This window comes from Microbacterium sp. 71-36, from assembly GCF_001898305.1.
Classification (GTDB): domain Bacteria; phylum Actinomycetota; class Actinomycetes; order Actinomycetales; family Microbacteriaceae; genus Microbacterium.
Genome location: NZ_MKTP01000001.1, coordinates 484,573 through 497,089 on the forward strand (window position 1 = coordinate 484,573; position 12,517 = coordinate 497,089).

General features: G+C 70.5%; 10 protein-coding genes. 2 read left to right on the plus strand and 8 right to left on the minus strand.

Annotated features, from left to right (window positions below; genetic code table 11):
• Window positions 1-66 precede the first annotated feature (66 nt).
• Complete coding sequence (gene gltX / locus BGO45_RS02360) at window positions 67-1,581, minus strand: glutamate--tRNA ligase (protein WP_292690595.1); 1,515 nt, start codon at window positions 1,579-1,581, stop codon at window positions 67-69.
• A 9-nt stretch (window positions 1,582-1,590) separates the two neighbouring features.
• A complete protein-coding gene (locus BGO45_RS02365) occupies window positions 1,591-2,571 on the minus strand; it encodes a LysR family transcriptional regulator (RefSeq protein WP_292690597.1) in 981 nt (326 codons plus the stop codon).
• An 80-nt stretch (window positions 2,572-2,651) separates the two neighbouring features.
• Between BGO45_RS02365 and BGO45_RS02370 the strand changes: the two genes are divergently transcribed.
• Complete coding sequence (locus BGO45_RS02370; protein WP_292690599.1) at window positions 2,652-3,719, plus strand: aminotransferase class V-fold PLP-dependent enzyme; 1,068 nt, start codon at window positions 2,652-2,654, stop codon at window positions 3,717-3,719.
• On the opposite strand, the gene BGO45_RS02375 is transcribed toward BGO45_RS02370, so the two are convergent.
• The 5 genes from BGO45_RS02375 to BGO45_RS02395 form a co-directional block, all read right to left on the minus strand.
• A complete protein-coding gene (locus BGO45_RS02375; protein ID WP_292690601.1) occupies window positions 3,703-4,941 on the minus strand; it encodes an MFS transporter in 1,239 nt (412 codons plus the stop codon). The genes BGO45_RS02370 and BGO45_RS02375 overlap by 17 nt on opposite strands.
• On the minus strand, window positions 4,934-5,701 hold the full coding sequence (locus BGO45_RS02380) for a fumarylacetoacetate hydrolase family protein (RefSeq protein ID WP_292690603.1): 768 nt from the start codon (window positions 5,699-5,701) through the stop codon (window positions 4,934-4,936). Before BGO45_RS02380 ends, BGO45_RS02375 begins: the two co-directional genes overlap by 8 nt.
• A gap of 245 nt (window positions 5,702-5,946) precedes the next feature.
• Window positions 5,947-7,053 carry a branched-chain amino acid aminotransferase gene (locus BGO45_RS02385; protein ID WP_292690605.1) on the minus strand — a complete coding sequence of 369 codons (1,107 nt, stop codon included), beginning with the start codon at window positions 7,051-7,053 and terminating at the stop codon, window positions 5,947-5,949.
• Between the two features lie 58 nt (window positions 7,054-7,111).
• The gene (locus tag BGO45_RS02390; protein WP_292690607.1) at window positions 7,112-8,164 is read right to left on the minus strand and encodes a 3-isopropylmalate dehydrogenase; all 1,053 of its coding nucleotides are present in this window, start codon (window positions 8,162-8,164) and stop codon (window positions 7,112-7,114) included.
• Window positions 8,165-8,189: 25 nt separating this feature from the next.
• Window positions 8,190-9,728, minus strand: coding sequence for an MFS transporter (locus BGO45_RS02395; protein WP_292690609.1), 1,539 nt, complete (start codon window positions 9,726-9,728; stop codon window positions 8,190-8,192).
• A gap of 81 nt (window positions 9,729-9,809) precedes the next feature.
• Between BGO45_RS02395 and BGO45_RS02400 the strand changes: the two genes are divergently transcribed.
• Window positions 9,810-10,352 carry a TetR/AcrR family transcriptional regulator gene (locus tag BGO45_RS02400; protein ID WP_076490217.1) on the plus strand — a complete coding sequence of 181 codons (543 nt, stop codon included), beginning with the start codon at window positions 9,810-9,812 and terminating at the stop codon, window positions 10,350-10,352.
• Window positions 10,353-10,743: 391 nt separating this feature from the next.
• Here the strand turns inward: BGO45_RS02400 and serA are convergent, their stop codons facing one another.
• Window positions 10,744-12,348: a phosphoglycerate dehydrogenase gene (gene serA / locus BGO45_RS02405; protein WP_292690610.1), complete on the minus strand. Its 1,605-nt coding sequence runs from the start codon at window positions 12,346-12,348 to the stop codon at window positions 10,744-10,746.
• Window positions 12,349-12,517 lie beyond the last annotated feature (169 nt).

Sequence of the window (12,517 nt, forward strand, 5' to 3'; positions counted from 1 at the left end):
GACACGCGGATGCCGCGGCGTGGCATCCGCGTGTCCTGGACGGTCAGCGACGGTGCGCCGCGGGTGTCAGCCCAGGTGCTGCACCAGAGCGTCGAGGCGACGGAGCGTCGCGGCCTTTCCGAGGAGTTCCATCGATTCGAACAGCGGGGGCGACACGCGACGGCCCGTCAGGGCGACGCGGGGCGGACCGTAGGCCACGCGGGGCTTCAGGCCGAGTTCGTCGACGAGCGCGGCGGACAGCGCCTCCTGGACCGCGGCGGCGGTGAACTCCGTCTCGGGGACGAGCTCGAGCGCACCGACGGATGCCACGAGCACTTCGCCCGCATTCGCCGGCAGGCCCTTGAGCGCGTCCTCGGCGTACGACACCTCGTCGACGAAGAGGAAGCCGAGCATCCCCGGCACCTCGCCGAGCAGCTGCACGCGCTCCTGCACGAGGGGCGCGGCGGCCGCGATGATCGCGCGGTGCTCCGCGGACGGCTCCTCGCCGATGTACCCCGCGGCAGCGAGGTAGGGCACGATGCGGGCGGCGAAGTCGTCGGCATCCAGCATCCGGATGTGGTCGCCGTTGATCGCCTCGGCCTTCTTCTGATCGAAGCGGGCCGGGTTGGGGTTCACGTCGCCGATGTCGAACGCCGCGATCATCTCGTCGAGCGAGAACACGTCGCGGTCGCTCGAGAGCGACCAGCCCAGCAGCGACAGGTAGTTCAGCAGCCCCTCGTGGATGAAGCCCTTCTCGCGCTGCAGGAACAGGTCGGCCTGCGGGTCGCGCTTGGACAGCTTCTTGTTGCCGGTCTCGCCCAACACGAGGGGCATGTGGCCGAAGCGCGGGATGAACGTCGTGACCCCGGCATCCACCAGAGCGGAGTACAGCGCGAGCTGACGCGCCGTCGACGGCATGAGGTCCTCACCACGGATGACGTGGGTGATGCCCATCAGGGCGTCGTCGACCGGATTCACGAAGGGGTACAGCGGCACTCCCCCGGCGCGCACGAGCACGAAGTCGGGGAACGAACCGGCGGGGAAGGTGACCTCGCCGCGGATCAGGTCAACGTAGCTGAGGTCGTGGTCGGGCACGCGCAGACGCCACGCCGGCTGACGTCCCTCGGCGCGGAAAGCCGCCTTCTGCTCATCGGTGAGATAGCGGTCGAAGTTGTCGTATCCGAGCTGCTTCGCGCGACCGTTGGCCTCGTTGCGGGCGTCGATCTCTTCGGCGGTGGAGTAGCTCTCGTACACCGCACCGGCGGCGATGAGCTTGTCGAGCACCTCGCGGTAGATCTCGTGGCGCTGCGACTGCCGGTACGGGGCGTGCGGACCGCCGACCTCGACGCCCTCGTCCCAGTCGATGTTCATCCAGCGCAGCGCCTCGAGGAGCTGCTGGTAGCTCTCCTCGCTGTCGCGGGCGGCATCCGTGTCTTCGATGCGGAAGACGAGCTTTCCACCGTTGTGGCGCGCGTAGGCCCAGTTGAACAGGACGGTGCGGATCAGACCGACGTGCGGCAGCCCCGTCGGGGAGGGGCAGAAGCGGACGCGGACATCGGCGCCGGTGGCGGTCGTGGTGCGGGGATCGGGTGTGGCAGACACCCCCCGATCCTACTCGGCGGCGCCCGCGCGGCCCGGGCGCCCCGGCGCCGGGTGCGGATGATCGACGAGCACTTCGTCGACGACGCTCAGGGCCGCGCCGACGGCCGGGACCCGGTCGGCTCCGCGTGCCGTGACGACGTGCAGCGTCCGCGCCTCGGACACCGGCAGGCGCGGCACCGCGATCCCCGCGACGAGCGGGAGGGATGCCACGGCCATCCCCGGCAGGATGGCGACGCCGACCCGCTGGGCGACGAGGTTCTCGACGGCGACGTAGTTGTCGGTCTCGAACGCGATGTCGGGGACGAAGCCGGCACGTCCGCACGCTTCGAGGAGGTGACCGCGGCACTGCGGGCATCCCGCGATCCAACGCTCCCCCGCGAGACGCGACAGATCCACCGGGTCGTCGCCCGCGACCGGATGATCGGAGGGGACGACGAGCACCGTGTCGTCGCCGCCGACCGCACGGACGCTCAGACCGCCCGCCGCGGACTCGAGCTGCTCGCGACGGTCGCCGGGGAAGCTGTAGATGAGGGCGATGTCGGCGCGATCCTCGCGGACCGCCGCGATCGCCTCGGGCGGCTCGGCCTCGACGAAGCTCAGCGCCACCCCGGGCCGACGAGCCGACAGTGCGGCGATCACCCGGGGCACGACTGTCGAGGATGCCGACGGGAAGGCGGCGATCCGCACGCGTCCCGCCCGCATGCCGCGCAGTTCCGCGAGGTCGCCGGCGGCGGCATCCAGCGCGGTCGTCACCGTCGCTGCGTGACGGGCGAGCACCCACCCGGCCTCCGTGAGCCGGACCCCGCGCCCCACGCGTTCCACGATCGGCAGGCCCGAGCGGCGCTCCAGCCGCCGCAGCTGCTGGCTCACCGCGGGCTGGCTGTAGCCGAGGGCGCGCGCCGCCGCCGTGATCGAACCGGTGTCGGCGATCGCCTTCACGACGCGGAGGACGTGCGCATCGAGCCCGTCGTCGTGGGGTGCATCGCTCATGCCAGAACATAATCATGGCGAATGCTTTTCATGCAAAACCTCCCGTAGTGCTATGTGCGATGCGCGGGCACGCTGGTCGCATGACCCTCGCGCCGCACTTCGCCGGAGGCCGCGACTACCTCGCCGCCTGCACACTCGGGCTTCCGCCCCGCGCGACGGTCGCCGCCGTGTCCGCCGACCTCCAGGCCGCGGCATCCGGGCGACCCGACGTCGCCGCTGCCACGCGGGCGGTAGAAGACGCCCGACGCTCCTACGCGCACCTCGTCCACGCGCCCGTGTCGGGTGTCGCGATCGCCGCGCAGACCTCGGTCGCCGTCTCGCTCATCGCCGCCGCCGTGCCCGACGGAGCGGAGGTGCTGTGCCCCGAAGGCGACTTCGCGTCGCTCGTGGCCCCGTTCGCGCACGCGGGTCGCGGCGTACGCCTGCGGTCCGTCCCTCTGAGCCGTCTCGCCGACGAGGTCACGGCCGAGACGTGGCTCGTGGCGTTCTCCCTCGTGCAATCCGCCACCGGCGAGGTCGCCGACGCCGCCGGGATCGCCGCCGCAGCGGCCCGGGCGGGCGCACGCACCCTGTGCGATCTGACGCAGGCGGCCGGGTGGTTGCCCGTGGATGCCACGCTCTTCGACGCCACGGTGTGCCACGCGTACAAGTGGCTGTGCGCTCCCCGCGGGGTCGGCTTCCTCACCCTGTCCCCGGCCCTCGCGCGTGAACTCCGTCCCGTGCACGCCGGCTGGTACTCGGGGGACGATCCGTGGGCGTCCTGCTACGGCGTGTCGGCGCCGCCGGCACCGGATGCACGACGCTTCGACGTCTCGCCGGCCTGGCAGGCGTTCGTCGGCGCCGCGCCCGCCCTCGCGCTGTTCGCCTCGGCCGATCCGACCGCCGTGCACGCGCACACGACGGGGCTCGCCGCGCGCTTCCGCGCGGGAATGGACCTGGACGAGCAGCCACGCCCCTCGGCCATCGTCACGTGGCCGGATGCCGAGGGCTGCGCGCTCGCGCGGCTCACGGCATCCGGAATGATCGCGTCGGGACGCGCGGGCCGCGCCCGGGTCGCCTTCCACGTCTTCAACGACGAGGACGACGTCGACCGTTCGCTCTCGGCCCTGCACGGCCGGCGCAGCGCGCCGCTCACCGTCGCGCTCTGACCGCCACGGCTCCGATGCACACGGCCGCGACGGGCACGAGCGCCCAGAGCGCGAGCCCGCCGTATCCCGCGACGTTGAGGATCACGCCCGCGAGGACGGACCCGGCGGCGGCGCACGCCGTCATCAGGGTGTCACTGCGTCCCTGACGCCGGGGACGGCCCGCGAGCGGAGTCGCCTCGGTCAGGAGCGCCGAGCCCGCGACCGTGGCCGCGCTCCAACCGAGACCCAGCAGCACCAGGGCGACGAGCACCCCCGCCTGCGACCACGGCAGCGTCGCCGCCACCGCCAACGCCGCAGCGAGCAGCACCTGCCCGAGAAGCACGACGGGGATCCGCCCCACACGGTCAGCGAGGATCCCGAAGACGGGCGACAGCCCGTACATCCCGAACACGTGCAGCGCGATCGTGACGCCGACGGCGAGGGTCACGGCATCCGGAGCGACGATGTGCGACAGATGCACGGGCGTCATCGCCATGACGGATGCCATCGTCACGTGCGACGCAGCCACGGCGAACATCGCGTAGCGGGCCAGTGCGGGCCGATCGGCCACGGCCTCCACGGTCGCGGCGCCCGCGCTCTCGCGGTCGCGTCTCTGTGCGAGAAGCAGCGGGTCGGGCCGCAGGACCAGCACGTACAGCGCGAGCGCGCACGCCTGGGCCGCGAACGAGAACAGGTACGCGCCGGTGAGACGTGGCATCCCGATGCCCGCCCCGAGCACCTCGCCCGGCGCCAGCAGCAGAGGACCGACGACACCGCCGACGGTGGTCGCCCAGACGACCGTCGCGAGGTCCCGCCCCCGCCGCTGAGGGCCGGCGAGATCCGTGGCGGCGAACCGTGCCTGCAACGTGCCGGCGTTACCGGCGCCGATGAGGGCGATCCCGACGAGCAACAGGGGTAACAGGCGCGAGGCGGCGGCGAGGATCACGACGGAGATTCCGACGAGTGCGGCGATGTTCCCCGCGCTCAACGCGAATCGACGGCCGCGCGCCGCCGCGAGGCGGGCGAGCGGGATCGCCGTGAGAGCCGCGCCCAGTGTCACCGCCGCGGTGGCGAAGCCGGACAACGCCTCCTGCCCCGACAGATCGGCGGCGAGCAGAGCGCCCAGCGACAGCGTCGACCCGAACGCGACACCCGTGAGCACCTGCCCGGATGCGAGGACCCGCACGGTCCGGCGCTGCACGAGCGCGATGTCGGGCGCCGCGCCCGACGTCGGCTCAGGCATCGCGCACGGTGTTGCGCAGCACCCCGATCCCGCTCACCTCGACCTCGACGGTGTCGCCGGCCTCGAACGGGCCGATCCCGGCGGGGGTCCCGGTCAGGATCAGGTCACCGGGCAACAGCGTGAACACCGACGACGCGTAGGCGATGAGATCGGGCACCGAGTGGATCATGTCCGACATCGGTCCGTTCTGCCGCACCTCGCCGTTGACGCGGGTCGTGATGATCGCGGCATCCGTGTCGAGCTCGGTCTCGATGACCGGCCCGACCGGGCAGAAGGTGTCGAAGCCCTTCGCGCGAGTCCACTGCCCGTCGGTCTTCTGCAGATCGCGGGCGGTGACGTCGTTGGCGACGGTGTAGCCGAAGACGTAGTCGGATGCCCGTTCGGCCGGGACGTTCTTCGCGATGCGGCCGATGACGACCGCGACCTCGCCCTCGTAGTCGGTCCGCGAGCTGAGCGCGGTCGGACGGACGATGACGTCGTCCGGACCGATCACCGAGGTGTTGGGCTTGAGGAACATGAGCGGCTCGGCGGGGGCTTCGCCGCCCATCTCGGCCGCGTGGTCGTGGTAGTTCTTGCCGATGCAGACGACCTTCGAGCGCGGAATGACCGGAGCCAGCAGCGTGACCTCGGACAGTGGGATCCGCTCCCCCGTCGTTTCGAACCCGGCGAACAGGGGGTCACCGGACAGGACGACCAGTTCGGCGTCGTCGACGATGCCGTAGCGGAGGGTTTCCTGGTAGCTGAAGCGAGCGATCTTCACCGTCTCAGCCTAACCGCGGCTCACCCGACACCCCGTCCGGCCCCGACGCCGCGTCTGCCTCCGCGCCGCGTCCAGCCCCGGCGCTGCTCGAGCATCTGGCGATAAACGGCATCCACGACGAAACACGCCGGGAGAGCCCGTTTCTCGTCGCCGATGCCGTTTATCGGTGGGGCGGAGCCCACAGGCACGGGTGCCCAACGGCGAAGGGGCCCCCTCGCGGGGACCCCTCCGAATGCGCAACGCCCTCAGGCGTCGAGGCGATACAGCCAGCCGTGCCGGTCTTCCGCGCGACCGTACTGGATGTCGGTCAGTTCCTGACGCAGCTCCAGGGCGAGCGTGCCGGTCGGCTGCTCGTCGATGAAGTCCTTGCCCTTGAGCACACCGATGGGGGTCACGACGGCGGCGGTACCGCACGCGAACACCTCGACGATGTCTCCGGATGCCACACCCTCGCGCCACTCGGTGAGCGACACGTTGCGTCCGACCACGTGGTGGCCACGGTCGCGGGCGAGCTGCAGCAGCGAGTCGCGCGTGATGCCCTCGAGGATGGAGTCGGACTGCGGCGTGACGATGGTGCCGTCCTTGTAGACGAACACGACGTTCATTCCGCCGAGCTCCTCGATGTTGCGGTCCTGGTCGAGGAAGACCACCTGATCGCACTCGTTCTCGTACGCCTCGGACTGGGGCAGGAGACTCGCGGCGTAGTTGCCGCCGGTCTTCGCCGCGCCCGTTCCGCCCTTGCCGGCGCGCGAGTAGTCCTCGCTCAGCCAGATCGACACCGGCTGTACGCCGCCCTTGAAGTACGCACCCGCGGGGCTCGCGATCAGGTAGTAGGCCACCTTGTGCGCCGGGCGGACACCCAGGAACGCCTCCTTCGCGAACATGAACGGACGCAGGTACAGGCTCTGGTTCTCACCAGAGGGCACCCAGTCGCCGTCGACCGCGATCAGCTCGCGCAGCGACTGCAGGAAGTACGGCACCGGCAGCTCGGGCAGAGCCAGACGGCGCGCCGAACGCTGCAGACGACGTCCGTTCTGATCGGGGCGGAACGTGTGCACCGAGCCGTCGGCGTGACGGTAGGCCTTGATGCCTTCGAAGATCTCCTGCCCGTAGTGGAGCACGGCCGCGGCGGGGTCGAGCGAGATCGGACCGTAGGGCGAGACGCGCGGCCGGTGCCATCCCCCGCGGACCGACCAGCAGACGTCGACCATGTGGTCGGTGAAGTGCTGCCCGAATCCCGGGCTGGCGAGGATCTCGGCGCGCTGCGCGGGGCTCTTGGCGGCGAGATTGCGGGTGACGGCGAACTCGAGCGGGTCGAGTCCGGTGTCGGGGTCGGTGTCGATGGTCGTCATGGTCTCTTTCACACGGTGTCGGGGGGCGCGGGCGGCGGCGCGTGCCGATCGGTCCAGGTTACGCCTGGACGCGGGCGGCGATGGCGTCGCCGATCTGCGCGGTGCTGCGCGGGGTGGCATCCCGGGTCGCGATGTCGTCTTCCACCGCGCGGGTGACGCGAGTGGCTTCGTCGGGGAGCCCGAGGTGATCGAGCAGAAGGGCGACGGAGAGGATCGCGGCCGTGGGATCGGCCTTCTGGGTGCCCGCGATATCGGGCGCCGATCCGTGGACGGGCTCGAACATCGAGGGGAACGCGCCGTCGGGGTTGATGTTGCCCGATGCGGCGAGGCCGATGCCACCGGTGACGGCGCCGGCCAGGTCGGTCAGGATGTCGCCGAAGAGGTTGTCGGTGACGATCACATCGAAGCGGCTCGGGTTCGTGACCAGGAAGATGGTGGCCGCGTCGACGTGCAGGTAGTCTACGTCGACCTCGGGGTGCTCCGACGCCACGGCGTCGACGATCCGCTTCCACATGCCACCGGCGTGCACCAGGACGTTCGTCTTGTGCACGAGCGTGAGCTTCTTCCGGCGACGCTGGGCGAGGTCGAACGCGTAGCGCACGACCCGCTCGATGCCGTAGGCGGTGTTCACGGACGTCTCGTTCGCGACCTCGTGCGGCGTGCCGCGCCGGATGGAGCCGCCGTTGCCGACGTACGGCCCCTCGGTGCCCTCGCGGACCACGACGAAGTCGATGTCGCCCGGGTTCGCGAGCGGACCGGTCGCTCCGGGGTACAGCTTCGAGGGGCGCAGGTTGACGTAGTGGTCGAGCTCGAAACGCAGCTTCAGCAGCAGGCCGCGTTCGATGTTCGCGTCTTTCAGGCGCGGGTCGCCGGGCACTCCCCCGACCGCGCCCAGGAGGATCGCGTCGTGCTCGGCGATCGCGGCGAGGTCCGCATCGGTGAGCGTGTCGCCCGTCTCGAGGTAACGGCCGGCGCCGAGGGAGAACGGCGTCTTCTCGAATTCCACACCGGATCCGGCGGTGACCGCGTCGAGGACCTTCACGGCCTCGGTGACGACCTCGGGACCGATGCCGTCACCGGGGATGACGGCCAGTTTGACGACGCGCGACATCGCACTCCTCAGCGCTCAGGGCGCATCACTTCGTCGACGCGCCGCGGGTTCCTCCCAGGGTAGTGGCAGCGATGAGGGCCGCCACGACGATCAGCCCGGCACCGATCAACGCCGTGACCACGACGCCGGAATCGAACGCGTGCGCGGCCGCGAGACGCAGCGATTCCGCCAGAGCGGCATCGTCCAGCGTGTGCGACACCGCCACCGCCCCGGCGAGGGTTTCGCGGGCCGCGTCGGCGGCAGCCTCGGGGAGTCCGGCCGGAAGCACGAGCTGCGCGCGGTAGAACGCGGCGAGGATGCCGCCGAGCACCGCCGTACCGAGCACGGCCCCCACTTCGTAGGCCGTCTCCGACACCGCGCTGGCCGCACCGGCCTTCGCCGGCGGGGCGCTGGACAGGATGAGCTCGTTCGACACGGTCTCGGCGGCACCGATGCCGATTCCGAGGAGACCGAAGGCGACGATGAGCAGCACGAGGTCACCGGTGGACGCCGCGACCAGGACGTACGCGACCACCGAGAAGCCCAGTGCCGCCGGGACGACGACCCGCGGCGCGAACCGCTGCGCCACCGGGACCACGGCGAGACCCGACACGATCATCAGCGCGAGCCCCGGCAGCAGCGCGAAGCCGGCCACCATCGGCGTGAGTCCGACGACCAGCTGCAGGTGCTGCGCCACGAAGTACAGGAAGCCCACGAGACCGACGACGCTGAGCAGGTTGACCAGGATCGCGCCGGAGAACGTGCCCCGACGGAACAGCGACATGTCGAGCATCGGGGTGGGCAGGGTACGCTGCCGCCGCACGAACAGCCACCCGAACACGACACCGATGACGAAGAGGGCACCGGTGGTCAGGGTCGGACCGTCGACGGCCAGCTTCTTGATGCCGTAGACGATCGGCACCATCGTCGCGAGCGACAGGAGGACGCTTACCGGGTCGAACCGGCCCGGAGCAGGATCGCGACTCTCGGGCACGAAGAACGGCGCCAGCACCAGCAGAGGCACGAGCACGGGCACGGCCATAAGGAAGACCGACCCCCACGTGAAGTGCTCGAGCAGGAAACCGCCCACGATCGGACCGAGAGCGGCACCCGCGGAGAACCCGGACGCCCACACCGCGATGGCGAGGCGTCGCTCGTCGCGGTCGCGGAAGATGCTGCGCAGCAGCGACAGGGTGGAGGGCATCAGCATCGCACCGAACACACCCATCAGAGCGCGTCCCGCGATCAGCAGCGCCGCGGTGGGCGCGAACGCGGAGAGCGCGGAGACGACCGCGAATCCGGTGGCGCCGATCAGGAGCATGCGCCGCCTGCCGAACCGGTCACCCAGCGTGCCCATGGTGACGAGGAGTCCGGCCAGAACGAGCGGGTAGACGTCGATGATCCAGAGCTGCTCGATGCTCGACGGCTGCAGCGACAGCGCGATCTCGGGCAGAGCGAAGCTCAGCACGGTGTTGTCGACCGACACGAGCAGCACGGGCAGCATGAGCACCGCCAACGCGAACCACCCGCGCCAGCCGGCGCGAGGAGCGTTGATCTCTTGAGTGGGCAACGACGAGGTGAGCATTCTTCCGAGTTCCGTTTCTAAACCGTCCAGCCGGTATAGTAACAGAATCGACACACCGCCCGCCATTACGATCTAAAGGCCATGAGCAGACCCCCACTCGCCCGCGAAGCCGTCCTCGACGCCTTCACCCGTATCCTCGTCGACGACGGCGAACGGGCGGCGACCATGGATGCCACGGCTCGCGCCGCCGGGGTCAGCAAGGGCGGACTTCTCTACCACTTCAACTCGAAGAGCGCACTGGAGGAAGCCCTCGTGCAGCGCCTCGAGACGCTCGCCCAGCAGGACGTCGACGAGATCGAGAACTCTCCGGAAGGCGTCGTGGCCGCGCACCTGCGCTCGTCGCAGAACACCGGTTCGCCCCTGGATGTGACCATCCTCGCGGTGTCGCGGTTGGCTCAGAACGGCAGCGACGCCGCATCGGCGAGTCTGCGCCGTGTCCGCGAACTCTGGGAAGACAGCCTGCGCGCCCACACCCGTGACGAGACCGCCCTGCAGATGGTCCTGCTCGTGAGCGACGGGCTCTACTTCAACGCCGTTCTCGACCTCAACGCGCTCCCCGGCCCCGCACTCGAGGGCACCGACCTCGACGCGCTCATCTCCGCGGTCGTCGCAGCGACCACCTGAGATCGGCGATCGCCCCGGCGCGGGACGCGGACGATCCCGGATGCCTCCAGCGCCACGCCCAGCAGGACTCCGGCCGCGCCGACGATCGCGAGGAATCCCCACCACCGGCCGCCCACGATCTCGGCGAGCCCGACGATGAGGAGGGCGGAGCCGATAGCCACCGACGCCAGCCGACCGACCAGGGAGAGCAGCATGGGTCGATGCTGACGACGAACGGGCCCGGCGGTCGCCGGGTCCCGCCGATTCCATCCTCCGCCGGACGGATCTCACCCGAAACCGCACAACCTGTGGCCTGAGGACGGGCCGTGGACGCCGCCGAAGGGACGACGGCCCGAAACGCAGGAGGAGGGGGCCGCTTCCGCGACCCCCTCCCCCGCACTTCGTTCGTGCGTCAGCTCTCGACGATCTCGATCTGACGGAACAGATCGGCGTTCACGGCTTCGCGCATCGCCGCGAGGATCTCATCGGGCACCGGGGAGTCGACCGTGAGCACGGACAGTGCACGGCCCGTGGCATCCGGTCGGGCGACCTGGAGGCCGGCGATGTTGATGCCCGCCTCGCCGAGCTTCTGACCGTAGATCGCGACGATGCCGGGACGGTCGGCATAGCGCATCACGATGTGGTGCGTCTCGATCGGAACCTCGATCTCGTAGCCGTTGATGCCCACGACCTTCGGCACCATGCGCGTGCCGGCGAGCGTACCGGCGACCTCGAGGGTCGATCCGTCCGCCAGAGTGCCGCGCAGGATCGTGATGTTGCGGTAGAGCGGGCTCTCCGACTCGACGACGAGTCGGGTCTCGACGCCGCGCTGCTCGGCGAAGAGCGGCGCGTTGACGTACGACACCGTCTCGCTGACGATGCGGCTGAAGATGCCCTTGAGAGCCGCGAGCCGGTACACGCTCACGTCGTACTCCGCGAGCTCGCCGCGCACCTCGATGTCGAGGCTCGACAGGGCGCTGTCGGCCAGACCGCTGAAGAACTGACCCAGCATCTCCACCAGGGCGATGCCCGGGCGCACGAACGGATCGATCGCGCCACCGGCGACGTTGACGGCATCCGGGACGAGGTCTCCCTCGAGGGCGAGCTTGACCGAACGCGCGACGGAGACGCCGGCCTTCTCCTGGGCCTCTTCGGTGCTGGCGCCGAGGTGGGGCGTGACGACCACGTTGGGCAGGTCGAGGAGCTTGCGCGCCGGACCGCCCTCGACCGGGGGCTCAGTCGAGAAGACGTCGAGGCCGGCTCCGGCGATCTCGCCCGAGGTGAGCGCGTCGTACAGCGCGTCCTCGTCGATCAGACCGCCGCGCGCGACGTTGATGACATAGGCCGACTTCTTCATGCGACGCAGCTGCTCGGTGCCGATCATCCCGGTCGTCTCGGGGGTCTTCGGCATGTGGATCGTGACGAAGTCGCTCTGGTCGAGGAGCTCGTCGAGCGAGACGAGCTGCACGCCGAGCTGCTGCGCGCGCGTCGCGGTGACGTACGGGTCATAGGCGATCACGCGCATGTCGAACGCCTGCAGCCGCGCCGCGATGAGGGCGCCGATGCGACCGAGGCCGATGATGCCGATCGTCTTCTCGAAGAGCTCGGTGCCGGTGAAGGAGCTGCGCTTCCACAGTCCCTGAGCGAGAGAGGCGTGGGCGGCGGGGATCCGACGCGCGAGGCTGAGCACGTGACCGACGGTCAGCTCCGCGGCGGAGATGATGTTCGACGTGGGTGCGTTGACGACCATCACACCGGCCGCGGTCGCCGACTTGATGTCGACGTTGTCGAGTCCGACGCCGGCGCGCGCGACCACCTTCAACGACGGCGCGGCGGCGAGGGCCTCCGCGTCGATCTGGGTGGCCGAGCGCACGAGCACCGCGTGCGCGTCGGCGAGGGCCGAGAGCAGCGCGGGGCGGTCGGTCCCGTCGACGTGGCGCACGTCGAAGTCGGGGCCGAGCGCGTCGATCGTGGCGGGAGAGAGTTCTTCGGCGATGAGCACGACGGGCTTCGTCACGGATGCGTCCTTCGAAACGGTGCTGGGGAGCGGCGCGCACCGCCGCGCATCGCCGGCGCGAACCGGGCGCGCGACCCGTGCGGGCCGTCTGCCAGCCTAGCGCTGCAACGGCAGGCGTCCGACCGCGTGACGCTCCGGCAGGCGCGACCCGCAGCCGCGCCGAAGGCGT

Coding starts and splice junctions, on each gene's coding strand:
- BGO45_RS02390 (WP_292690607.1), bottom strand. CDS start 8,164: ATGTCGCGCGTCGTCAAACTGGCCGTCATCCCCGGTGACGGCATCGGT.
- BGO45_RS02385 (WP_292690605.1), bottom strand. CDS start 7,053: ATGACGACCATCGACACCGACCCCGACACCGGACTCGACCCGCTCGAG.
- BGO45_RS02395 (WP_292690609.1), bottom strand. CDS start 9,728: ATGCTCACCTCGTCGTTGCCCACTCAAGAGATCAACGCTCCTCGCGCC.
- BGO45_RS02375 (WP_292690601.1), bottom strand. CDS start 4,941: ATGCCTGAGCCGACGTCGGGCGCGGCGCCCGACATCGCGCTCGTGCAG.
- BGO45_RS02400 (WP_076490217.1), top strand. CDS start 9,810: ATGAGCAGACCCCCACTCGCCCGCGAAGCCGTCCTCGACGCCTTCACC.
- BGO45_RS02365 (WP_292690597.1), bottom strand. CDS start 2,571: ATGAGCGATGCACCCCACGACGACGGGCTCGATGCGCACGTCCTCCGC.
- BGO45_RS02370 (WP_292690599.1), top strand. CDS start 2,652: ATGACCCTCGCGCCGCACTTCGCCGGAGGCCGCGACTACCTCGCCGCC.